Annotated in this window: 22 protein-coding genes; 11 read left to right on the forward strand and 11 right to left on the reverse strand. The window is 66.8% G+C overall.

Annotated elements, in window-relative coordinates; translation table 11 throughout:
- The 5 genes from ROY82_02775 to ROY82_02795 form a co-directional block, all read left to right on the forward strand.
- Positions 1 to 229 (forward strand): hypothetical protein (locus tag ROY82_02775; GenBank protein MDT3681391.1); only part of this gene is annotated, 229 nt, incomplete at its 5' end.
- Positions 226 to 1,143: a nucleotidyl transferase AbiEii/AbiGii toxin family protein gene (locus tag ROY82_02780; GenBank protein ID MDT3681392.1), complete on the forward strand. Its 918-nt coding sequence runs from the start codon at positions 226 to 228 to the stop codon at positions 1,141 to 1,143. The genes ROY82_02775 and ROY82_02780, both read left to right, overlap by 4 nt.
- A 464-nt stretch (positions 1,144 to 1,607) precedes the next feature.
- Complete coding sequence (locus tag ROY82_02785) at positions 1,608 to 2,084, forward strand: hypothetical protein (protein ID MDT3681393.1); 477 nt, start codon at positions 1,608 to 1,610, stop codon at positions 2,082 to 2,084.
- A gap of 38 nt (positions 2,085 to 2,122) precedes the next feature.
- Positions 2,123 to 2,305 carry a hypothetical protein gene (locus tag ROY82_02790; GenBank protein MDT3681394.1) on the forward strand — a complete coding sequence of 61 codons (183 nt, stop codon included), beginning with the start codon at positions 2,123 to 2,125 and terminating at the stop codon, positions 2,303 to 2,305.
- A 224-nt stretch (positions 2,306 to 2,529) separates the two neighbouring features.
- Positions 2,530 to 2,856, forward strand: coding sequence for a DUF4870 domain-containing protein (locus ROY82_02795; GenBank protein ID MDT3681395.1), 327 nt, complete (start codon positions 2,530 to 2,532; stop codon positions 2,854 to 2,856).
- Positions 2,857 to 3,023: 167 nt separating this feature from the next.
- On the opposite strand, the gene ROY82_02800 is transcribed toward ROY82_02795, so the two are convergent.
- From ROY82_02800 to ROY82_02825, 6 genes are all read right to left on the reverse strand, one after another.
- Positions 3,024 to 3,329: a DUF302 domain-containing protein gene (locus ROY82_02800; protein MDT3681396.1), complete on the reverse strand. Its 306-nt coding sequence runs from the start codon at positions 3,327 to 3,329 to the stop codon at positions 3,024 to 3,026.
- 204 nt (positions 3,330 to 3,533) lie between these two features.
- On the reverse strand, positions 3,534 to 4,262 hold the full coding sequence (locus ROY82_02805; GenBank protein ID MDT3681397.1) for a response regulator transcription factor: 729 nt from the start codon (positions 4,260 to 4,262) through the stop codon (positions 3,534 to 3,536).
- Positions 4,259 to 5,002 carry a histidine kinase gene (locus ROY82_02810; GenBank protein MDT3681398.1) on the reverse strand — a complete coding sequence of 248 codons (744 nt, stop codon included), beginning with the start codon at positions 5,000 to 5,002 and terminating at the stop codon, positions 4,259 to 4,261. Before ROY82_02810 ends, ROY82_02805 begins: the two co-directional genes overlap by 4 nt.
- 152 nt (positions 5,003 to 5,154) lie before the next feature.
- Positions 5,155 to 6,057 (reverse strand): hypothetical protein, encoded by a 903-nt coding sequence (locus ROY82_02815; protein ID MDT3681399.1) that lies wholly within the window; start codon positions 6,055 to 6,057, stop codon positions 5,155 to 5,157.
- A 155-nt stretch (positions 6,058 to 6,212) separates the two neighbouring features.
- Positions 6,213 to 7,082 carry a DegV family protein gene (locus ROY82_02820; protein ID MDT3681400.1) on the reverse strand — a complete coding sequence of 290 codons (870 nt, stop codon included), beginning with the start codon at positions 7,080 to 7,082 and terminating at the stop codon, positions 6,213 to 6,215.
- Between the two features lie 30 nt (positions 7,083 to 7,112).
- Entirely contained in the window at positions 7,113 to 8,066 is a 954-nt protein-coding gene (locus tag ROY82_02825; GenBank protein MDT3681401.1) for a TerC family protein, read from the reverse strand.
- 243 nt (positions 8,067 to 8,309) lie between these two features.
- Here ROY82_02825 and ROY82_02830 point away from each other — a divergent pair, with 243 nt between their 5' ends.
- Positions 8,310 to 9,971, forward strand: coding sequence for an aminotransferase class V-fold PLP-dependent enzyme (locus ROY82_02830; GenBank protein ID MDT3681402.1), 1,662 nt, complete (start codon positions 8,310 to 8,312; stop codon positions 9,969 to 9,971).
- Positions 9,972 to 9,995: 24 nt separating this feature from the next.
- Here the strand turns inward: ROY82_02830 and ROY82_02835 are convergent, their stop codons facing one another.
- Positions 9,996 to 11,369 carry a hypothetical protein gene (locus ROY82_02835; protein ID MDT3681403.1) on the reverse strand — a complete coding sequence of 458 codons (1,374 nt, stop codon included), beginning with the start codon at positions 11,367 to 11,369 and terminating at the stop codon, positions 9,996 to 9,998.
- A 55-nt stretch (positions 11,370 to 11,424) separates the two neighbouring features.
- Positions 11,425 to 12,072, reverse strand: coding sequence for a MarR family transcriptional regulator (locus ROY82_02840; GenBank protein ID MDT3681404.1), 648 nt, complete (start codon positions 12,070 to 12,072; stop codon positions 11,425 to 11,427).
- A gap of 149 nt (positions 12,073 to 12,221) precedes the next feature.
- Between ROY82_02840 and ROY82_02845 the strand changes: the two genes are divergently transcribed.
- A complete protein-coding gene (locus ROY82_02845) occupies positions 12,222 to 12,803 on the forward strand; it encodes a hypothetical protein (protein ID MDT3681405.1) in 582 nt (193 codons plus the stop codon).
- 155 nt (positions 12,804 to 12,958) lie between these two features.
- Here ROY82_02845 and ROY82_02850 read toward each other — a convergent pair whose 3' ends face one another.
- From ROY82_02850 to lysA, 3 genes are all read right to left on the reverse strand, one after another.
- Complete coding sequence (locus tag ROY82_02850) at positions 12,959 to 13,351, reverse strand: hypothetical protein (GenBank protein MDT3681406.1); 393 nt, start codon at positions 13,349 to 13,351, stop codon at positions 12,959 to 12,961.
- Positions 13,352 to 13,355: 4 nt separating this feature from the next.
- A complete protein-coding gene (locus ROY82_02855) occupies positions 13,356 to 14,795 on the reverse strand; it encodes an NAD-dependent succinate-semialdehyde dehydrogenase (protein MDT3681407.1) in 1,440 nt (479 codons plus the stop codon).
- Positions 14,796 to 14,890: 95 nt separating this feature from the next.
- Entirely contained in the window at positions 14,891 to 16,048 is a 1,158-nt protein-coding gene (lysA, locus tag ROY82_02860; GenBank protein ID MDT3681408.1) for a diaminopimelate decarboxylase, read from the reverse strand.
- Positions 16,049 to 16,101: 53 nt separating this feature from the next.
- Between lysA and ROY82_02865 the strand changes: the two genes are divergently transcribed.
- The 4 genes from ROY82_02865 to ROY82_02880 all read left to right on the forward strand — a co-directional run bounded on the left by ROY82_02865 (position 16,102) and on the right by ROY82_02880 (position 21,986).
- A complete protein-coding gene (locus tag ROY82_02865; GenBank protein ID MDT3681409.1) occupies positions 16,102 to 16,683 on the forward strand; it encodes a hypothetical protein in 582 nt (193 codons plus the stop codon).
- 10 nt (positions 16,684 to 16,693) lie between these two features.
- Positions 16,694 to 17,407, forward strand: coding sequence for a 5'-methylthioadenosine/adenosylhomocysteine nucleosidase (locus ROY82_02870; GenBank protein ID MDT3681410.1), 714 nt, complete (start codon positions 16,694 to 16,696; stop codon positions 17,405 to 17,407).
- Positions 17,408 to 17,841: 434 nt separating this feature from the next.
- Positions 17,842 to 20,568 carry a pyruvate dehydrogenase (acetyl-transferring), homodimeric type gene (gene aceE / locus ROY82_02875; GenBank protein MDT3681411.1) on the forward strand — a complete coding sequence of 909 codons (2,727 nt, stop codon included), beginning with the start codon at positions 17,842 to 17,844 and terminating at the stop codon, positions 20,566 to 20,568.
- A gap of 20 nt (positions 20,569 to 20,588) precedes the next feature.
- Positions 20,589 to 21,986 carry a 2-oxo acid dehydrogenase subunit E2 gene (locus ROY82_02880; GenBank protein ID MDT3681412.1) on the forward strand — a complete coding sequence of 466 codons (1,398 nt, stop codon included), beginning with the start codon at positions 20,589 to 20,591 and terminating at the stop codon, positions 21,984 to 21,986.
- Positions 21,987 to 22,123: the final 137 nt, after the last annotated feature.

Here is a 22,123-nt window from a genome sequence, read left to right on the forward strand (position 1 = left end):
GGGTGTGGAGGTTCACGAGTTGGACGGTGTCGAAGTGAAGGTCTACGGTGCCGAGAAGACGCTGGCCGACGTCTTCAAGTTCCGGAACCAGGTCGGGCTGGACGTGGTGTTGGAGGCTCTGGAGCTGTATGCCGGTCGGCGGCGGCGTGATGTAGAGGCCCTTCTGGAGTACGCGCGCATCTGCCGGGTGGAGCGGGTGATGCGCCCGTACCTGGAGGCGCTACTGTGAGCGTGCGTAACCTGCCGGCGAGCGTGCGTCAGCGTCTATTGAACCGCGCCCGCGCCGAGGGGCGTCCGTTCAACGAGCTGCTGCAGCACTACGCCATGGAGCGGTTCCTGTACCGGCTGTCGCGGAGCCAGTTCGCCGGTCGCTTATTCCTGAAGGGGGCGCTGCTGCTTAGGGTGTGGGAGGCGCCGGTGGGCCGGCCCACATTGGACATCGACCTCCTGGGGCGTATGGACAACGAGGTTGACACTGTCGCAGAGGTGATTCGCGAGGTGATCCAGGTGCCGGTGGAGCCGGACGGCGTTGTTTTCGATTTCGGGTCGCTGGAGGCAAGCCGGATCGCGGAGCAGGCCGAGTACCACGGGACTCGCGTGAGGTTCCTGGCACAGATCGATACGGCTCGCGTGCGGATGCAGGTGGATGTCGGCTTCGGCGATCCGGTGTACCCCGCGGCGAGGGAGGAGGCGTTCCCGACGCTGCTCGATGCTCCGGCCCCGGTCCTCTGGTGCTATAGCCGTGAAAGCGTGGTGGCTGAGAAGATCGAGGCGATGGTGCGGCACGGAGCTCTCAACACGCGGTTGAAGGACTTCTACGACGTGTGGCTGCTGGCTCGCGCCTTCGCGTTCGACGGCCCGACTCTCGCGGAGGCTGTGCGCAGGACCTTCGCTTCGCGGGAGACCGTGGTATCGCTGCCTCTGGTCGCATTCGGCGAGGACTTCTCGTCCTCGAAAAGTGTGCAGTGGCGGGCGTTCCTCAGGAGAGCGGATATCGAGCAGGTCCCGGCCGCTTTCGAGGAGGTGGTCGACGCGATTCGGGGGTTCGTGGAGCCGGTTCTCGCCACTGTCGAGGGGCGAACGGCGTTCGTAGCTCGGTGGGATCCGCCTGGCCCGTGGGTTCCGTCTGCCCCAGCGATCTGAGCGGATCTCGCACAGCTTCACGCGTGAGCGATGGCCGGGATTCGTGCCTTCTTCCGAAATGTCCGGGCGACTAGCCAGTCAAAACAACTTGTGGCAGATGGGGTAGGTGCACCGAGGCCTCCTAGGCTGGAAATCGCGTCCGCAACGAGACCCCGCATCAAGACAATCGACCGCTACTACCGCTGGTAAAACGTTTCGGCCCTCTAATAGCTTGGTTCAGGTTGGCGCGTCAAGCCGGTCCGCGGGGCAACCGCCGAGCTGGATCCTGAGCGGATTACCTCGGGCGCCAGACTAGCACCTGGAACGCCGCGCTAACCGTTCTTTGGGCTCGTATCCGCACAGCGATACAGGAGCCTTTAGGCCAAGGCGCTTGGCCCATGCCCCATGTATCGTCATTGCTACATGGGAGGTCTTTGCGCCTCAGAAGGGGAGACCGGGCGCTAGACCCGTGAGAGGATGGGAGCGTGCGCCTGAGTCACAGAAACTGGAGCAGGGCCCTGGGTTTGGCCACCGCGCTGGTCGTCGCCGATGTCCTGGGCTTCGCGCTGGTGGGCCTGGTCAGGACACTGCCCGCTGGGTCATTGCCGGAGTTCATCCATGGGGATGTCGGACACGTCGTCGTGTACGCGGCCGTGGTGCTTCTCGTCCTCACCGGAGCGAACCAACTGTTCGGCGAGCGCTGGCGCCTGCTGCTGGTGGTGGCAGTCCTGCTCGGTTCCCGGTACCTGTCGTTGGATATCGCCGGCGAGTACCCCTCGGACCTGAGTGGTGAGGGCAGCCTGACCGTGTTCCCGTTCGCCTTGCTGTACGGCTTCGTGGGTTGGACCTTGGCACCTCTCGCGGTCGGATGGTGGACGGTGCGAGCGAATCGGCTGGCACGGCTGGATCTGACCCTGCTCGTTACCTCGGCCGCGGTTCTCGCTCTAGTTTTCTTGGCGTAGCGGTTGCTGCGGGGTAGATTGGCCGTCATGGAGGCGGCTTGAGGAAGCAAGACTGGATAACGGGTCCGTCGGTGGCGGCTATCGTCGTCCTTCTGAACCGTAACTCCGCCTTCGTCAAACCCACGGTCCTGGAGTCGTTCTTCTGGTTCGTGTTCACGACGGCCTCTTACTACCTGGTATCAGCGGTAATCCATCGTTTGTGGGGGCGCCGCCGATCGTGACAAGCACTCCCAAGGTCGGGGTGGCCGGCGGGCCAAGCGAGCATGTGTATCCTCGGCTCGAGGTGGCAGGAGTTCGTTAGCGGGGGCTGGTCAACGAACAGTGAGGGTACTCAGAACCCGCTCAGCCTGGGCCTGGACCTCTCAACGAGGTGAAAACGCGCATTGGTGCGAGGAGCATGATGGTGGATAACAGCGCGCAGGAAAGGGCTGCACGTGATTGGGCGATGGCTGTGCACCTCTCGGCCTTGGTGGGCCTGTTAGGCAACGGCATCGGCTTCGTGTTGGGACCATTGGTGGTGTGGCTATGGAAGCGGGACGACTACGAGTTCGTCCGCGAGCAGGGGTTGGAAGCGTTGAACTTCCAGATTACGATGTTCATCTCGGCGCTCGCTGGTCTCTTCCTGATCGTCACGATAATCGGCGTGGTCATCGGAATCCTGCTACTCATCCTCACCGGAATCCTTGCCGTCGTCTACCCCATAGTCGCGGCTGCCCAAGCCAAGCAGGGCGTCCATTACAGGTATCCGTTCTCGATCAGGTTGATCAGATGACGAACGCTGCGAGCGATGTGGGAACATCGCGTCTCGTACGCGGATTACGGAAGGCAACGCCAGCGTGATTACGGGTTAGCGTGCCGAAGGCCGTTGCCTTGACATTGAACACCCGGGTTTGGCGCCAGAAACTTGCGGTACCTGGGACCCCGACAGCAGAGCGCTCATCAATCTCCATCGCTACGTGTCTCGACGGCCCGCCGCAACAGCCTTGGTATGGCCTCGAACGCCCTCTCCACCATGCCGTGCCTGCGTTGCAGGTAATTCGGATCGTTCGTGCTGAGCCAGACGCGTCCCTCAGCGTCCTGCCACACGAGCGCCTTGGAGGGCAGGTCGATTGCCAAGCTTGGATAGGCTTGCATGAGCGGGGTTCCCATCTTGGGGTTGCCGAAGATGAGCACTACCGTCGGCCGCAAGCTCAAGCCCACCGCGCGCGCGTTCTCCTGGTGATCGATTCGCGCGAATACCGACATGCCGGCGGCATTCAGCTCCTGTATGACTTGGGAAACGGTGTCTTCTACCGAGAGTGAGCTCGGAATGGTCAATAGGCCAGTCTCAGGCGAGTTCGACATGATCGTCCACCTCTCATGCAGGTTAGCGTGAGCGCGGCTTCACTCCTCTTCATCGAAAGAAGCGCGGAAACCGTCCCGGTTCATGCTCAAGATGAGTTGGTGAGTTCACCTCGCTTCAACACCAGGCTCGTGAAGGTTCAGGCCTCCCATCCCCGCCGCCCGCGCCCTGAGGGTCGCCTCGGTCCTACTCTGCACTCCGAGCTTCCCAAGAACGTTCGATACATGATTGCGTGCGGTCTTGACGGTTATCTCCAACTGCCGCGCAATCTCGCGGTTCTTTAGCCCCTGCGCCAGCAGGCTCAGCACCTCGCGCTCGCGAGGGGTCAGCTCGGGGAAGGGTTGCGCGCTGCCTGAAACGTCCGTGGCCGTGAAATAGCGGCTGAAGCGCTCGACTACGGCCTCGTCGAAGAGGGCCTCGCCGTTGGCCGCGGCCACGATGGCGCGCTCGAGTTCTGCCTTGCTCGCACCCTTCAGGACGTAGCCCCTTGCGCCCGCCCGCAGCGCGCAGAGAACGGAATCGTCGTCGACGAACATCGTCACCATGACCACGGCGGCGTCGGGCTGTTCCGCCAAGATGCGCGCGGCGGCCTCCGTCCCGGATAGGCCGGGCATACGGGCGTCCATGAGAACCACCCGCGGCCGCAACTCCAACGCCAGCGCTGCGGCCTCCTGACCGGAGTGGGCCACGCCTACGACCTGGCATGCGGGCATGGTGCCAACGAGCAACGCCAGCCCTTCGAGGATCAGCTCGTGGTCGTCGGCGATCAGGACGGATACGGTCCCCCGTTCCACCTGCGACGATGACTCTGCCAGCGCCAACTTGCCCACGCTCACACTGCTCTCGGGGGGCGCCTCGCCTGCCGCTGACCGCTCAGGGGCAACCTTACGACCAGGCTCGTGCCTCCGGTGGGTCGACTCAGTAAGTGGACCTCCCCGCCCAGGCAGCGAGCCGACTTGCGTAGCGAACTCATGCCCACTCCTACGTGCAGGTCGCCGTTGCGGTCTGGCCGGGCGCGCGGCCCCAAGCCGTCGTCGAGGACTGCCAGCATCACGTTTTCGCCCGCGAAGTTCAGGTTCACGTGGCAGCGGGTCGCAGCCGCGTGCCGCACCACGTTGGCGATCCCCTCCAGTGCTGCCTGGTAGACGACCTCGGCTACGCGGTCGGGTGGTTCGATCGCTGTGCCGGTGACGGCGAAGCTGACCTGCGGCCCGGTGCGCTCTGCCGAGCCGACGGCGCTACTTATTGCGCCTACCAATCCGACCTTCTCGAGGCGCGCGGGAGGTCGATCTTGGATCAACCTCCGAAGTTCCGTGATGAGGAGCGATGCCTCCTGCCGAAGCGACCCTATCTGTGCTCGGGCAGGGTCTGCGGCGGCCAGCGATTCCTCGAGCAGCTGGAGCCTGACCTCGATGTTCACCAAGCCCGGCCCAAGCCTGTCATGGACTTCGAGCCGCAGTTCGTCACTGGCAGGCCGGTTCGCCGAGGGCGCGAGCGTCTCGGCGCGCCGCGACGGCTTGCGGGGGTGGGTGCATCCTTGTGCGCGCGTTCCTTTGAGTCTGATATCAGCCTGCATGCCGCTACCGGTCCTCTCGCAAGCATTCAGGCTACTCCCGAACCATGAGACACGAGGGCGCCGGTACCGGTGCCCTCGTGAGGGAAGCTCCCACCGAGTTTTCACGCGTGGTTTCCACGTCCGGGCCTACCGCGTGAAAGTCGGTCTGCTACTCAGCTGACGGTGAACTCCTCGATCATGCCCTCCATGAAGTGAGCGACCGCCGGGTTGTCTATGTCCTGTACGAAGCAGACGGCTACCCAATCACCCTGCGAGAAGTCGAGGGGTAGGTATGCCGTCCTGCCCGGGGTCAGCACTTCGGCCTCCGGCGTGTCGTTCACGTCGAAGGGCGGGGCTCCGGCCTTACCTGTCTGGTCGCTCAGGAAGGCCTTGAGGTCGGCCACGGTCTTGCCGGGCAGGAGCTTGAAGAAGGCAGCCATGTGCGGCTGGGTGCCCGTGTTGCTTATCTTCCAGAGGTTCGCACCTGCCTTCACCTCGACCGGGAAGTCGAACGAGAAGTCAGCGAGGTCGACGGAGTTGTTCACCTCGGGCGCGGCGGCCTTGGCGCCCGACTCCGTAACAATGAACGACAGGTAGGCGGGGGCTCCCGTATTCCCACCCTCGGTCTCGGGCGCCGCCGCAACCACGTAGGTTCCGGTCTCGAGGTCTGCGTACATGTCGGTCTCGCCATGCGCCTTCACGATCGCGCCGCTCAGGCCGTCGACGTCGGCTATGTACTGCTTCTCGGCGGCCACCATCTCGGCGTTATCGGCACCCGAGATGGCCTGCTGGAGCGCATCGTTGGCTTGCACGTACGTGCCCACCGTGACGTCGTCGTGCAACCTCGAGAGCGTGAAGTCGACGGGCCGATCGGTGCTGTTGACCAGCGCGATGGAGCGGTAGCCCTCGCCTGCGAACACCTGCGGTCCCGTGAGTTCACCGTTGATGTATTCCGTGTTCACGTCTGCCGCCGCGTGTGCGATGCCGAACGCCAGCATGCCCGCCAGCAGGGAAACCCGTGTTAGCCCGCTACGCGAGAAGAAGCGCTGCCTTTGCTTGAAGAAGGAATCGAACATGGTAGTTCCTCCCTTTCGGCAGCAGCTTGCGCGCCTGGGTGTCCCGTTGTCATGGGGCGCTGTCCTGACCGGAGCAGGACACGGCTGGGGGACACCTTAGGAGTACTCGACGGCCCCGCCGTTCACGGCAGCGTGCTGCTGTTGGTGGAAGGTGTTCAGCGTTCCCAGGGCCACGCGCCAGGCGCAGCCACCAGGCCGATCGCCTTGGGCCCGGTATGAACGGCCAACCCGGGGCCCACGGGGGCCGTACCGTGCCACACGCTCGGGTGATGCTTGCTTAGGCGAGCCTGCAGCTCCGGCACGTCGTCTTGCGTGTCGCCGTACAGCAGTCCGGCGCGCAAGGGAGTTCCGTTTCCGAAACGGGCGTTCACGGCGGCGGCGACTGCGTCCAACGCCTTCGACCAGGAGCGTGCACGCCGGATGCTCGTGTACTGGCCGGCCTTCTTGTCGACGGTGACCACCGGCCTCAACCCGAGGAGGTTCCCGAGCGTCGCCTGCACCTGGCCGATGCGCCCGCCCTTGCGGAGGTACTCGAGCGTATCGATGGTGAAGTAGAGCTCGGTCTCCTCGTGCACCTGCTTCATCCACTCAATTGCCGTCGCCACGTCGAGGCCGCGCCGGCGGGCCTCTAGGGCCGCGTGTACTTGGAAGGCCTGTGCGCCCGACAGCGTGCCGGAATCGTGCAGGTGCACGGGCAAGCTCGTTTCGGAGCGCGCCTGATCGGCCGCGTTGAAACTGCTGGAGAGACCCTGGGAGATGGTCACTACGAGGATCGGCCGCGTTGCGGTGCGGAAGAGCCGCGCGAACTCTTCGGGCGAGGGTTGACTGGTAGTCGGGTGGGGCCCGCCGGAGCGCATGCGGGCGTATAGCTCGTTCGGCGTCATCTCGTCGGCAGCGAAGCTTTCGGGGCCTATGTGGACGGAGAACGGGGCCACCGGCACGTCGTTGTTCAAGCCGGCGAAGCGGTCGAGCCCGCCATCGGCGATGACGTCGAACTGGAGGTCGTCAATGCCTTCTCCTGCCACGAATACCACCCTCTTCTCGCGCCCCGGCGCTCACGCCGTAGGCGGCAACCCCTCCGGGTGCGGCGGCTCTTGCGGCTTTCCCCACAACAGCGACGCCACGACGCTCACGATCAAGATACCTATGACAACGCCCAGCGAGACCAGGCTGGGGATGTGGAAGACCTCGATAATTAGCATCTTGATGCCGATGTAGACGAGGATGAACGCCAGCCCGATCTTGAGGTAGACGAAGCGGTGGACCACGTGCGCCAGCAGGAAGTACATGGACCTCAGCCCGAGCACCGCCATGATGCTGGCGGTGAACACGATGAACCCGTCTGTCGTGACGGCGAAGATGGCAGGGATCGAGTCGACGGCGAACAGCAGGTCGGTGAACTCGATGACCACGAGCACGAGCAGGAGAGGCGTCGCCATGCGGACACCGTCCTTGACGGTGAAGAACTTCTGGCCATCGTACTCGGCCGACACGGGCATCAGGCGGCGCACCAACCTCAGGGCCGGGTTCTTCTCCAGGTCCTTCTCGCCCTCACCCTTCTGGAACAGCATGCGCAGGCCGGTGAAGAGCAGGAAGGCACCGAAGACGTACAAGATCCAACTGAACGCCTCGATCAATGCCACGCCGACCAGGATCATGATGCCGCGCAGCACCAACGCGCCCAGGATTCCCCATAGGAGCACGCGCTGCTGGTACTTGAAGGGCGTCTTGAAGTAGGCGAAGACGAGCACGAACACGAAGATGTTGTCGACGGACAGCGACCATTCGAGCACGTATCCCGTGATGTACTGGACCGCCTTTTCGGAGCCCAGCCAGAAGTGGAACGCCAGCCCGAGCAGGAGCGATAGGCTCACCCAGACCACGGTCCAGAAGGCCGCCTCCTTGGGCTTCACGATGTGCGCCTTGCGTTGGAACACGCCCAGGTCGATAGCGAGCATGGCCACTACGAAGGCGATGAACGCGGGCCAGGCCCATAGCGGTTCGGTCACGACGACCTCCCGTTAGGGTCTTGCCTTCTCGTACGCCACCGGGCAGCCGATGACTGCCGTGTTGACGATGGCGAACTCCCGGGGTGCGGGCGGCTACTCCCCCTCAACGAAGGGCCACTGTAACCCGGGCGCCCGCACCATGTAACCTAAGGCCGGTCGTTCGAATCCGCTGGCAGCCCCGCCACCGTGCGGGGTGTGCCCCGCCACCCCACGCTACTTCCTCGAGCGGCCCGGAGGCGGAAGATGCCGATAGTTGCCAACGCCGACCGGCTCTCGATCGAGGAGCTACGCGAGGACGTGATTGGGGAGGGCGCGTGTTTCGATACTCCCTTCGGCAGGAGGCGGCTCACGTATGCCGACTACATAGCCTCTGGGAGACCGCTGGCGTCCGTAGAGGCGGCTCTGGCCCGCGCAGTGCTGCCGCTTTATGCCAACACGCACACCGAAGACAGCGCCACCGGGGCTCACACCACCCTACTCACGGACCGCGCCCGTGAGTACGTGAAGCAGAGTCTCGGCGCCGGCGCCTCGCACAAGTTGATCTTCGCCGGGACCGGGGCCACCGGGGCGCTCAAGAGGCTTCAGGAAGTCCTTGGCGTCAGCGTCTCGCCGACGTTACGCGCGCGGGTACTCGACGCCATGGACCCCGCCGACCGCCTGGTCGTCTTCGTCGGCCCTTACGAGCATCACTCGAACGAGGTCAGCTGGCGCGAATCCCTCGCGGAGGTCGTGCCGGTACCGCTCTCCAGGGACGGGACGCTGGACCTCGCGGCGTTGGAGCGGCTCCTCACGGACCCCCGCTACGAGGGGCGTCCGCGGTTGGGTTCGTTCTCGGCCGCGAGCAACGTCACCGGCATCATCACGGACGTCCGGGCGGTGGCCAAGCTGTTGCATGAGCACGGTGCCAAGGCGGCGTTCGACTTCGCTGCCAGCGGCCCGTACGTGGCCATCGACGTGCAGGAGTCGGGCCCGGGCGCCGACGACGGGATCGACGCGCTCGTCCTCAGCCCACACAAGTTCGTCGGCGGCCCGGGGTCGCCGGGCGTGCTCGTCATCCACGAGGACCTCTACCGGCTGCCCAGCCCGACCACGGCCGGCGGGGGCACCGTGACCTACGTCAGCCACGCAACTCACCGGTTCGTCAGTGACGTGGAGGCGCGCGAGGACGCCGGCACACCTGGCATCCTGCAGAAGCTCAGGGCGGCGATGGCGTTCCGGGTCAAGGAGAGGGTGGGCGCCGAGGTCATCGCCCGTCGTGAGGAAGACTACGTCAAGCGCGCCCTGCGCCGACTGAGCGCCAACCCCAAGGTGGAGGTTCTGGGGAACGTGAGCGTGCCCCGCCTGGCCGTGGTCTCGTTTCTCGTCAAGCCCGGGGACCGTTACCTCCACCCCAGGCTCGTGATCCGGCTACTGTCCGACCTCTTCGGTATCCAGGGGCGTGCCGGTTGCTCGTGTGCCGGGCCGTACGGCCACGACCTGCTCGGCATCGGCGAGGAAGCGTCAAAGAAGTTCCTCGAACAGCTCGAGGCCGGCTACGAGGGCCTCAAACCCGGTTGGAGCCGGCTGAGCTTCCACTTCCTGATCGACGAGCCGGAGTTCGAGTTCCTCCTCGCGGCGGTCGAGTTCCTGGCGGAGCACGGCGACGCCTTCCTGCCCCTTTACGACTTCGACTGGCAGACGGGCGCCTGGAGCCATAAGTCGGTGGCCCCGCAGCCACCGGAGCAACAGGACTTCGCCTTCGAAGCCTGGCAGCCGGTCGCCGCGGCGGCGGGGCGCCGGGTGGACGACTACGCCGGTTACCTCTCGGAGGCGCGGCGCCTGGCTGCCCAGCTCCGCAAGGAGCCGCCGCAAACGCCGGACCGCAGCACTGGCGCCGACCAGCGGCTCGTCACTTTCCAGGTTTAGGCTGCCGCTTCCGGGATCGGGCCCTCAGAGCTCGCCGAGTTTCCGGGTCTCATCCCTCACGGCCAGCCAAAGCCAGGCGACCTGGGCCATCGTGGCCGCCACGAAGGCCACCATGGCCACCGGGAGCGCCGCGAACCGCTGCGCCGCGACACCCGCGGCGAGGAGTGCCGCCGTGACCACCAAGAACACGACCATCGAAGTGCTGATGGCGCCCGTGCGTCGCGAGTAGACGGCCACGCCCTGCACGAGGTTGCGGAAGGCGTCCAGCGAGGGCCAGACGAGGGCCCAGCTGAAGCCGAGGATCGCCAGCGCCGTGAGTTCCGGCCCCAGGCCCGAGGCGACCCCGAACCAGGCCTGGGCGAGTGGCGTGAACGCGATCGCCGCGGTTACGAGCAGCTGGCCGCCGGCCAGCAGGAGCGTGAACCGGAGCAGCGCCCGGTAGGCACCGGGCCTGTCGAGCAGCGCGACGACGACCTCGTTGAGCGCGAACGCGACGGAGCGGAGCATGAATAGGAGGCCACTGACCACGGGCCAGACGGCCAACGAGGCGAGGGCGTCGGGCATGCGGGCGATGGCGGCGCTCCCGATCGGCTGAACCAGCAGCGACAGCAGGCTCGTGAGCACGAGGGGCAGGTAGAACACGAGAAAGTAGCGCAACGTGAGGCGTCCAACCGGCGTGGCGTTGGGCAGCTTGACGCGCGTGATGGGTAGCGCGGCCCAGGCGCTGTAGAGCGCTTCGACGCTGACGCCCAGCGCGATCGCCGTCGTGGCCGCCACGATCCCGGAGGCGCCGAAGGCGAAGCCGACCAGTGCCGCGGTGCCGCCGACGGCGGCCAGGCGTAGGGCCGTGCCGATGCTCACGTGGTGCGAACGGCCGTAGCGGATGAGGAGTCCCTGATGGAACCTCCGGTAGCCGATGGCCCACGTCCAAGGCAGCATGATCTTGAGGCCCAGCCGGGCGGGCTCGATGACGCCCGCGGGCGGATCGAGCAGGGGCACCAGTACCAGGTCGAAGAGCGGCGTGAAGGCCAGAAGCGCGTGGACCACGGTGAGGGCGGCGCCCACGACCATCATGAAGCGGTAGATGAGCGCGCTCGAGGCGGCGTCCTTGGCGAGGGCCACGCTGGCGGCCAGTAGCATGATGACGGGCGCCTCCACGATGAGGGCGATCGGGAAGACTACGCCGCCGTACGCGGCCAGGTGGATCTCGGGATCGGCGAGGCGCGCCATGATGGCGCTCACGACGGGCATCTCGAGTCCCATGACCAGCCAGCTCGCCGCCAGCGGCAGCCAGTTCCTCGCGACCTCGGCCAGTCGCAACGGCGGCTCCGGGAGCGGGACGCGAATGCCTGGGTTGCCCTGGAGGGCGGCCGTGCTTGGCGGGGCGGTTTCGCTCACTGGCGAACTCTACCGCCCAACGAGTCGGGCGTGACGGCGCCCTGCCCGCTGCAGGTCAGCGCAGCGCGAACACGCAGGCGGCGGTGCCTTCCGTGATGCACGATTGCTGGTGCACCTGGTCGCCCAGCAGCCTGTGCAGGAGTACCTGGTCGTAGCGGCAGACGGCGCGGCTCGAGCGCGCCAGTTGGTGGAAGACGCAGTTCGCGGCGCGCAGCCTACCCTGGTCGTCCACGGTGGCGTCGTAACCCAGCTCGGTCAGTATGGCCGCCACCTCGAGCAGGCGTTCCAGGCCTTCCTTGCCCTCGAGCCTGGGTGCGAGTTCGCTCGCCAACTCGTCCGCCATCTTCACGAGCATGCGTTCGAGGCCCTCCTCGCCGAACAGTGTGCGGACGCTGCGGAGCATGTCATCCGCCAAACGCGCGTAGCTGCGGGGGAAGAGTTCGAGGGCGGCCTCCGTCAGCGAATATGCGCGGCTGGGCCGGCCACCGGTGCTGCGCTGGCCGGACACCTTCAGCAGACCGTCGCGCTCGAGCCCGGTCACCTGCTGCTGAACGGCGGTGCGCGATACTTCCAGGCTGTCGGCCAGCTCCTCCACGGTGACGCCGTTACGACGCATGACCTGATCCAGGAGCCGGCGGCGCGCCTCGGAGAGGTTCAACGCGGCAGGGAACGCAAGGGAAGTTATCGGTTCTTCGTTAGCCATGACTAGCGGTTCTCGGTTGCAATCATGGCACGCTGGTCGCGACGAGCGTGACCTGGGTGGACGGAAAGGCCGCGAACCCCAGAGTCCGGCAGCGTGGGGCAGGGAGAGCGGACACGGCCTGGCCCGTCAACCTTTGGTAGCCTGCGGCCATGTCGGCATCTACTCAGGCCTTAGAAGAGACCAATGGCCGGGGCGCGCAGCGGGCTCGGCCCCGGCGAGCGCTGGCGTTCTTCCATCTGCTCGCCGGCTTAGCGGTTGCCTTAGCGGCCCTTTCCGCCTGTGCCCCTGCCGTGGCGGGCACCACCAGTAGCGCTCCCATCGCGGCCGGAGCGTCGGCCATCCCGGTGGAGCAGGGCAACACCTATTACCTGAGGTTCGATTACACGCTCGACCAGTTCGACATGAAGCCCAAGGACGTGACGGTGTCGCTGTGGGTGCCATCAGGCTATGCCTCCGACGTCGGCGACGCGACCAACATGTTCGCGCTGCATGACGTTCGCGTGGCCGAAGGCTGGACGGCCGAGCTGTTGCAGGTCAAGGCCGAGCGTACCAACGTCACGACCAGCGCCTCGTTCGGCGAGTCCCGCGTCGACTACCGGCTGTGGGCGGTGCTCAAGGTCGTCGTCCCCGACGGGATCGTGCCCGGCCCCTACCGCTTGCGCGGTACGCTTCAGGCGCGCTCCGGCAAGACGGCGCCGGTGTCGGCAACCCTCCAAGTGCTCTCCAAGTAGTGCGGCTTCCTCGCCGCTCCTGGCGGCGCCGCGTTCATCTGTTGTCCGCTAAATGCCCCGTCATGAAAGTCACGTGATGCGAGGCGCGTTACGTGAGGCGCGATACGTGAGGCCCGTTATGCAGGCTCGTTACGTGAGGCTGTTACGTAGGCCCGCTAGAGATCGACGCCGGCCCGCGCTACCCCGCTGAGGCACCACTCGCCCGTGCGTTCGCCGGACCGGGCACGCGCCACCGCCAACTCGAAGGTGGCTGGACCCGTGGGGCTCGCTACGCTCAGCTGCCCGCGGGCGCTCTCGCCAACTAGTTCCACCGACGTCAGTTCGGCCGAGGTGGCCGTCAGTAGCGGTGAGTAGCGGTCGTTCGCGAACGCGCGGCCGAAGTGCTCGCTCCCGCCCAGCGAACCCCGCATGCGCTCGGAGGCAAGCCCGTAGTAGGCCGCCACCGTCGCGTCGCCGTTGCCGACGGCTGCGGCCAGCCGTTCGAGGATCGTCCTGGCGGCAGCTTCGGCGCCCAATTCGGGGCCGATGTCGTCGGTTGCGGAAGTCATCGCCTCACTTGGGTCCCAACCCGAGTGAGACGTACTTGACCTCCAGGTACTCGTGGATGCCCCACGGCCCGCCCTCGCGGCCTACGCCGGATTGCTTGACGCCACCGAAAGGCGCGTAAGGCGCCGATGGGACGCCGTCGTTGACCCCCACGATGCCGTACTCGAGTTCCTCGGACACGCGGAAGGCGCGCGCCAGGTCGCGGGTGTAGACGTACGCGGCGAGGCCGAACGGAGTGTCGTTGGCCATGCGCACCGCTTCCGCGTCGCCCCTGAAGGTGACGATGGGCGCCACGGGACCGAAGGTCTCCTCGCGCATCATGAGTGCGTCGGCCTTCACCCCCGACAGAACGGTGGGGGCGTAGAAGAGGCCGCCAAGACCCTTGCCGCCGGTCACCACGGTGGCCCCGCCGGCGACCGCGTCCGCTACGTGCCGCTCGACTTTTGCCAGACCCTGTTCGTCTATCAGCGGGCCGATCTGCGTGGCGGCGTCCAGGGGATCGCCGACCACCAGCCGCTCCGTCGCCGCGGCGTAGCGCGCGGTGAACTCCTCGGCCAACGACTCGTGCACGTAGATGCGGTTGGCGCAGACGCACGTCTGGCCGGCGTTACGGAACTTGCTGGCCATCACCTGCGTTACCGCGATGTCCAGGTCGGCGTCGGCGAAGACCAAGGATGGCGCGTGACCGCCCAACTCGAGCGAGATGCGTTTGACCGTCGCGGCGGCCTGCTGGTACAAGAGCCGCCCGACCTCGGTGGAGCCCGTGAACGTCAGTTTGCGGATGCGGGGGTCGGAGATGAGGGCCGTCGACAAAGGGCCCGGGTCCGAGGTAGGCAGGACCTGCAGGGTTCCCGGCGGCCCACCCGCCTCCAGCCATAGGTCGGCCAAGAGTAGCGCCGACACCGGCGACTGTTCGGCGGGCTTGAGCACGAAGGTGCAGCCCGCGGCCAGGGCGGGACCCGCCTTGCGCGTGACCATGGCCAGTGGGAAGTTCCACGGCGTGACGGCGAAGGCCGGACCCACAGGCTGGGGAACGGCCAGTAGCCGCTTGCTCGTGTCTTGGGCCGGGAAGAGGTCGCCGTAAACGCGCTTGGCCTCCTCGGCGTACCAGCGCACGAAGCCCGCGGCGTAGCGAACCTCGCCGCGCGACTCGTTGATGGGCTTGCCCATCTCGTGCGCCATGGTGCTGGCGAGGGCCTCGATGTTTTCAAGCATGAGGTCGTGCCAGCGGCCAAGCAGCTCCGAGCGTTCGAACGCGCTCGTGGCGCGCCAGGAAAGGAACGCGTTCCAGGCGACCTCTGCGGCGCTTCGCGCTTCGTCCACGCCGCAGTCGGCCACGTGCGTCAGGACGTTCCGCGAGGCCGGCTCGACCACTTCGAACGTTCTTTCGGCCTGGCGCCAATCGTCCGTGAGGTAGTAGCCCTTGAGGCTGTTCAGGTCTCTCATGCACCGAGTCTAGCGCCAGCGGAGGGCACTCGGCCCGGCAGCCCTAACGGCGGGCCATCCCAATTCCGGTCCTCGCTTCCGGGCGTCGCCCGCTCCTACACCTCGAGGCCCCACAGGTCCGCCGGCTGCTCGCGGCGCCGCACCAGCCTGATCTCTCCCGCCTCGACCGCGACCTCCGCAGGCCGCAGGCTGGAGACGTAGTTCGAGGCCATCGCGAAGCCGTAAGCCCCTGCCCGGCCAACGGCGAGCAAGTCCCCCGGCTTCACCGCAGGCAGCTCGACGTCTTGGCCCAATCGGTCGGCGTTCTCGCAGAGGGGACCATCGACGTCCGTGGGCAGGCGCTCCAGCGGGATGCCGTTACCCCCGACCAGGCGGATGGGGTGTTCGGCGCCGTAGAGGGCGGGCCGCAGCAGGTCCGCCATGCCGCCGTCGACCACTATGTGGCGGCGCTCGCTCTCCTTCACATGCAGCACCCTGGTGAGCAGCGTGCCGGCGTCGGCAACGAGGAAGCGGCCGGGCTCGAGCACCACGCTTACGCTGTGCTTGGCCGCGAAACGCCCGTAGGCCTGGGAGAAGCGCTCGAGCGGCGGGTTCGGGACGGCGAAACCGCCGCCGAAGTCCACGAGTTCCAATCCCGGGAACTCTTCGTAGAGGGGCTCGAGCGCTGCGACGACGAGGTCGGCCACCTGCGGGTCGGAGATCATGGAGCCGGCATGTACGTGGAAGCCGGCCAGCCGGCCCGTGGCTGCGATCTTCTGGCCCAGCGCGCGCGCCACGGCGTGAGGCTCGCCGAACTTCGACGATGCGGCCGCCGTCGCCAGATGCTCGTGCGTGTGCGGGTCGAACCCCGGGTTGAGCCGCACCAGGAAGCGCGTCTCGGGCGCGGATACGCCCTGCCAGACGTCCCACGCTCCGACCGAGTCGAGACTCACGAGCCCCACGCCGGCACCGGCGGCCCGGCGGGCGAGCTCGGGCGTGTGTCCGGGACCGCCGAACAGGATCTGCGCAGGTTCGAAGCCGGCGCGCAGCGAGCGCTCGAGCTCACCTAAGGTGAGCGCCTCGGCGCCAAGACCCGCGGTCACCAAGTGTCTCAACAGGGCGCCGTTGGCGTTGGCTTTGACGGCGTACCTGATCAGCGCGTCGGGGAAGGCGGCGCGCAGCGCAGCCACGCCCTCGGTGATCGCTTCGAGGTCGTAGACGTAGGTCGGCGTGCCGTGTTGGGCCGCGATTTCGAGTAGTAGCGCGTCGGTCATGATTCGCGCGAGGCTAGCACGGGGACACCCGGCTTGACGGTTACACTACGTCCATGAATCGACAGCTGCGCAGGGCGCAGGCCAAACTTGACGAGAAGGCGGAAAAGGAGAAGGACAAGAAGCGCCAAGCGCGGAGGCAACGCATAGACTCCATCCGGGCGAAGCGGCGCACGAAGCCGGGCTCGAAGCCCACCGGGAAGAGCGCCGGCGAGGCGGCCCCCGACCTCAAGAAGGTCAACGTCAAGTCGTTGACCAAGGAGCAGCAGCGGAAGCTGCCGGGCCGGTTCTCCGGGGCCCTCATGATCGCGACAGTCTTCTTCATCGTCTTGCAGGCGGCCGTGCCACCCGAAGAGAGCACGGTGGCCACGAGCCTGACGGGCGCGGGCTTCTTCCTTCTGTTCGGCTACTTCTCGGTGCTGTTCCAGTTGCGTCAGGGCCGCGATAACGCGCTGACCATGACGCTCATAACGGGCCTGGCGCTTTGCCTTGGCGTTCTTGCCACGCGCTTCTTCGGCCCCAACGCCGGGCTAGACCTCAACTTCGGCATCCTCCTCGCCGCCGGCGCCGTGGGCGTCGTCGGTGGGGCGTACCTGGGCCGGCTGGTCTTCTACGCGGCGCCCGCACAGCGCCGCTGAGTCGGCAGAGTTGACGAAGGCGGCGGGCGGACCGACGGCGATCGTGGGCGCCATGGAGGAAGAGGTTGCCCGCCTGCGGGCGGCCATCGTGGCGCCGCGGGCCGCTCGTTCGGGGCCCTTCGAATGGGTCGCTGGCGAGCTCGAAGGCGTACCCGTGCTCCTGGCCGAGTGCGGCATAGGCAAGGTCAACGCATCCGCGCTGACGCAAGCGCTCCTCGAGGCCGGCGCCGTCAGGATCGTCTTCACCGGCGTGGCCGGCGCGGTAGACCCGCGGTTGCGAGTGGGCGACGTGGTCATCGGCGTAGATGCCGTACAGCATGACGTCGACGTGACCGGGCTCGGCTACGCGCCAGGGGAGGTCCCCGGTTCAGGCCGCGTCTGGGCGTCAGACCCGGAGCTGTGTGAGGCGGCAGCGGCAGCGGCAGAAGAGCTGGGCGACGGTGGCGTGATGCGGGGCCGCGTGGCATCGGGGGACGTTTTCGTTACCGACCAGGCCCTGGTGGAGCGTTTACGGTCCGAGTTCGGGGCCGCCTGCGCGGAGATGGAGGGCGGGGCGGTGGCTCAGGTCTGCGCCAGGTGGGGCGTGCCTTTCGTGATCATCAGGAGCATCTCGGACAACGCCGACCATTCGGCCCAGGTCGATTTCAGGTCGTTCACCAAGGTGGCCGCCAGGCGCTCGGAGGCGGTCGTGCGGGGCCTGTTGAGGCGCCTCCCCGCCGCTTGAATCTCGGCTGAATCTCGCTTGAATGTCGCCTGAATCTCGCCTGAATCTCGCTCGAAGCCCCCTTGAAACTCCCCCTGATCCTGTTTGAAGCCCCGCTGTATTCCTCTTCCGAATCGGCGGGCGACGGAGGCGCCAGCGTCTCCGGTTAATCGGTTAACCGGAAGACCGCGCGCGGCAGTGCCCGTAGCGTAAGATGTGGGCGTTGCTAAGCGACGGTTGGGCGCGGCCTTCAGCGTGGACCCTCACTTAGCGCCGGCGCCCGTGCGAACCATCGGCGGGCCACGCCGCCACGAAGGAGAAAGGCATCCGGCACGGCAATAGCGCAGGAAGCGCAGGATGATTACCTCGATAGCCGTAGCCGCCTCGCAGGTCGGACAACGACCATCCGGGCGAGGGCAAGGAGCTGCAAGTGTGCGCGCGAGAGGAACTCAAGCATGGCTGACGTCCTGGACCAACTATTGGACCTAGACCGTTCGCAACTCGCCCCCGACGAGTTGGCGGAGCTCAACTACGTCGAGATGAAGGAATGGCTGGAGTCGTTGGATTACGTGCTGGCAAGCGGCGGCACGGACAGGGTCGTCGAGATCATCCAGCGGCTGGAGGCGCACGCCGAGAAACACGGCATCAGGCTACCGTTCCAGTCCGACACGTCTTACGTGAACACGATCCACTACGACGAGCAGCCGGAATACCCGGGCGACTTGGTGCTCGAGAAGCGCATCACCAACCTGATCCGTTGGAACGCCATGGCCATGGTCGTGCAGGCCAACAAGCACTCGCCGGGGATCGGCGGGCACATCGCGACCTACGCCTCGGCGGCCGTGCTCTACGAGGTGGGCTTCAACCACTTCTTCCGCGGCCCCGGCAAGGGCCCCGATGCCGACCTGATCTACTTCCAGGGTCACGCTAGCCCCGGCTTCTACGCTCGGTCCTACCTCGAGCACCGGTTCGACGACGCTCAGATGCACAACTTCCGCCGCGAACTGCAGAAGACCCCCGGGCTCTCGTCGTATCCCCACCCCTGGCTGATGCCCGACTACTGGAGCTTCCCCACCGTCTCCATGGGGCTGGGGCCGATAACGTCCATCTACCAGGCGCGTTTCCGGCGCTACCTCGAAGACCGGGGCCTCTATCCGCATGGCACGGGCAAGGTATGGGCGTTCGTCGGTGACGGCGAAACGGACGAACCCGAGACGCTCGGCGCCATCCGCGTCGCCTCCCGCGCCAAGCTCGACAACCTGATCTGGGTCATCAACGCCAACCTGCAGCGCCTCGATGGCCCCGTGTTCGGCAACGGCCAGATCATCCAGGAGCTCGAGGGCATCTTCCGCGGCTCGGGCTGGAACGTCATCAAGGTCGCCTGGGGCAGCGCCTGGGACGAACTCCTGAAGAGAGACACGGAGGGCCACGTCGTCAAGCGCTTCGAGGAACTCGTCGACGGCGAGTCGCAGCGCTACGCGGCGTTCGGCGGGCCCGAACTCAAGGAACGCTTCTTCAACACTCCCGAACTCAAGGAACTGGTGAAGGACTGGAGCGACGAGGACTTCGGCAGACTCAACCGCGGCGGCCACGACCCGGTCAAGGTCTACGCGGCGTTCGACCGCGCCGTCAAGCACGAGGGTCAGCCGACCGTCGTCATCGCCCGCACCGTCAAGGGCTACGGGATGGGAGCCGCCGGCGAGGCGCAGAACATCACTCACCAGCAGAAGAAGCTCGACGAAGACCAGATGCGCGCCTTCCGCGACCGCTTCAACCTGCCCATAACCGACGAGGACATCGCCGAGGAGCCCTTCCACCGTCCGCCGGAGGACAGCCCCGAGCACCAGTACCTCGTGGAGCACCGCGAGAAACTCGGCGGTTTCCTGCCCGCTCGCAGCGTGCAGTCCGAACCGCTGGCCCCGCCGCCCGCCGAGGCGTTCGAGGAGTTCATGGCCTCGACCGACGGCCACCCGGTCTCGACCACGATGATCCTGGTGAACGTCATCCGCAAGCTCCTGCGCGACCCGAACTGGAGCAAGCTCGTGGTGCCCATCGTCCCCGACGAGGCGCGCACGTTCGGCATGGAATCGTTCTTCCGCCAGATCGGCATCTACTCGCCGGTGGGCCAGCTCTACGAGCCCGTCGACAGCGCGCACCTCATGTACTACAAGGAGTCGCGCGACGGTCAGATCCTCGAGGAGGGCATCACCGAGGCCGGCGCCATGTCGTCGTTCATCGCGGCCGGCACCGCCTACGCCAACTACGGCGTGAACACCGTTCCCTTCTTCATCTACTACTCGATGTTCGGTTACCAGCGGGTGGGCGACCTGATGTGGGCGGCCGGTGACAGCCACGCGCGGGGCTTCCTGGTGGGCGCCACCGCGGGCCGCACCACCCTCGCCGGCGAGGGGCTGCAGCACCAGGACGGCCACTCGCACGTGCTCATGTACCCCCTGCCGAACCTCCTGGCGTACGACCCGGCGTTCGCTCACGAGATAGCCATCATCGTGCGCGAGGGTCTGCGCCGCATGTACCAGGAGCAAGAGGACATCTTCTACTACCTCACGGTGGGCAACGAGAACCTTCCGCAGCCCGGCGCCCCCGAGGGCCTGTCGCGAGAAGAACTCGAGCAGGGCGTGCTCAAGGGCATGTACCTGTTCCGCCCCGCCGGCCGTAAGCGCAGCAAACTCCACGCCCAGCTCTTCGGCAGCGGCACCATAATGCACTGCGTGCTGGAGGCGCAGGAGATCCTCGAGCGCGACTACGGCGTGGCGGCCAACGTCTGGAGCGTCACGTCTTACAAGGAACTCCACCGCGACGCCCTGCAGGTCGAGCGCTACAACCGCCTCAACCCCGAACAGGAACAGCATCGCCCGTACGTGGCGGAGCTGCTGGACGGCGCGAAGGGCGTGTTCGTCGCGGCCTCCGACTACATGAAGATCCTCCCCGACTCCCTGGCCTCCTACCTGCCGCGCCCGATGCTCTCGCTGGGCACCGACGGCTTCGGCCGCAGCGAGGCGCGCGCCGAGTTGCGCGACTTCTTCGAGGTCGACGCCCGCCACATCGTCTTCGCCACCCTCACGGCCCTCGCCAAGGATGGTCTGGTAGACAAGAAGGCGCTGCTGAAAGCCCGCGACGACCTCGAGATCTCCCCCGACAAGGCCGACCCCTACGTCGACTGACAGACTGAAAGGAACCGCTCGTGGCTACCGAAGTGAGACTCCCTGACATAGGCGAGGGCATAGAGAAGGGCACGGTCGTCGGCATCCTGGTGGCTGTCGGCGACACCGTTGCCAAGGATCAGCCACTCGTCGAACTCGAGACCGATAAGGCGGTGGTCGAGATCCCGTCGACCGCCGCCGGCGTGGTGAGCAAGATCAACGTGAGCGAGAACGAGGAGGCGGCGGTGGGCTCGGTGCTCATCGTGCTCGAGGAGGAAGGCGCTGCCGCTTCCCAGGAGGCCCCCGCCCCGGCCGCGACGGAGCAGGAACCGGCACCTGCAAGTCGCCCGGAGAGCGCCCCGCCCGCCACCCAGCCGGCCACCCAACAGGCTCCAGCACCCCAACCGAGCACGCCCCGCGCCCCCGCCCCTCGACCAGGCGCGCCGGCTCCGCAGCCGAACGGCCAACGACCGGCGGCTCCCCGGCCCGCCCGGGCGGCCACCGAGGCTTACGGTGGGCTCGTGCCCGCCGCCCCCTCCGTACGCCGTCTGGCTCGCGAGCTTGGCGTCGACCTCCAGACCGTGAGCGGCACCGGCGTGCTCGGGCGCATCTCGGCCGACGACGTGCGCGCCGTGGCGCAGGGCCTGCCGCCGACGGCCGCGACGCCGGCGCTGGGCGCTCCGAGTGCGGCAGCTCCCGCGGGCACGCCGCTTCCCGACTTCAGCCGTTGGGGCGCCGTCGAGCGAACCCCCATGAGCGGCATCCGCAAGGCGACCGTCCGCGCGATGGCCGGCGCCTGGGCGAGCGTTCCGATGGTCACTCACTTCGACAAGGCGGACATCACGGAGCTGGAGGTGCTCCGCAAGCGCTTCCAACCCAAGGCGGAAGCGGTCGGCGCGAAGCTCACGCCCACCGCGATCCTGCTGAAGATCATCGCCGGAGCCCTGCGCCGCTTCCCCGACTTCAACGCCAGCATCGACGTGGAGGCCCAGGAGATAATCCACAAGAGCTACGTGAACGTGGGCGTGGCGGTCGACACGGACGCCGGCCTCCTGGTGCCCGTGGTCAAGGACGCCGACCGCAAGAACCTCATCGAGCTGGCCGCCGAGTTGGGTGAGCTGGCCGCCAAGGCCCGCGACCGGAAACTGACGCCCGACGAGATGCAGGGCGGCAACTTTGCGATCTCCAACCTAGGCGGCATCGGCGGGCACGCTTTCACGCCCATCGTGAACCCGCCCGACGTGGCCATCCTCGGCGTCTCACGGTCCACCCTCGAGCCCGTCTGGAACGCCGAATCGGGCGCATTCGAGCCGCGCCTCCTGCTGCCCCTGGCCCTCACGTACGACCACCGGCTCATAGACGGCGCCGCTGCCGCGCGCTTCTTGCGCTGGGTGTGCTCGGCCCTCGAGGAGCCGTTCCTGGTGGCGCTGGAAGGCTGAGCGCCAGAGCTAGGCGCTTGCTTGCGCGGCGGGCCCCGTTCAGCGGCCCGCCGCGCCCTCTCTCTGGGCTGGTGATAGCGCCTGGTGGGCGACGGGAATGCTTCACCCGGCACTCATGGACATGCGTGATAGCATGC

Source organism: Truepera sp., assembly GCA_032027045.1.
Taxonomy (GTDB): domain Bacteria; phylum Deinococcota; class Deinococci; order Deinococcales; family Trueperaceae; genus JAAYYF01.

Coding starts and splice junctions, on each gene's coding strand:
- ROY82_02795 (MDT3681395.1), top strand. CDS start 2,530: ATGGCTGTGCACCTCTCGGCCTTGGTGGGCCTGTTAGGCAACGGCATC.
- ROY82_02800 (MDT3681396.1), bottom strand. CDS start 3,329: ATGTCGGTATTCGCGCGAATCGATCACCAGGAGAACGCGCGCGCGGTG.
- ROY82_02810 (MDT3681398.1), bottom strand. CDS start 5,002: ATGCAGGCTGATATCAGACTCAAAGGAACGCGCGCACAAGGATGCACC.
- ROY82_02815 (MDT3681399.1), bottom strand. CDS start 6,057: ATGTTCGATTCCTTCTTCAAGCAAAGGCAGCGCTTCTTCTCGCGTAGC.
- ROY82_02830 (MDT3681402.1), top strand. CDS start 8,310: ATGCCGATAGTTGCCAACGCCGACCGGCTCTCGATCGAGGAGCTACGC.
- ROY82_02840 (MDT3681404.1), bottom strand. CDS start 12,072: ATGGCTAACGAAGAACCGATAACTTCCCTTGCGTTCCCTGCCGCGTTG.
- ROY82_02845 (MDT3681405.1), top strand. CDS start 12,222: ATGTCGGCATCTACTCAGGCCTTAGAAGAGACCAATGGCCGGGGCGCG.
- ROY82_02850 (MDT3681406.1), bottom strand. CDS start 13,351: ATGACTTCCGCAACCGACGACATCGGCCCCGAATTGGGCGCCGAAGCT.
- ROY82_02855 (MDT3681407.1), bottom strand. CDS start 14,795: ATGAGAGACCTGAACAGCCTCAAGGGCTACTACCTCACGGACGATTGG.
- lysA (MDT3681408.1), bottom strand. CDS start 16,048: ATGACCGACGCGCTACTACTCGAAATCGCGGCCCAACACGGCACGCCG.
- ROY82_02865 (MDT3681409.1), top strand. CDS start 16,102: ATGAATCGACAGCTGCGCAGGGCGCAGGCCAAACTTGACGAGAAGGCG.
- aceE (MDT3681411.1), top strand. CDS start 17,842: ATGGCTGACGTCCTGGACCAACTATTGGACCTAGACCGTTCGCAACTC.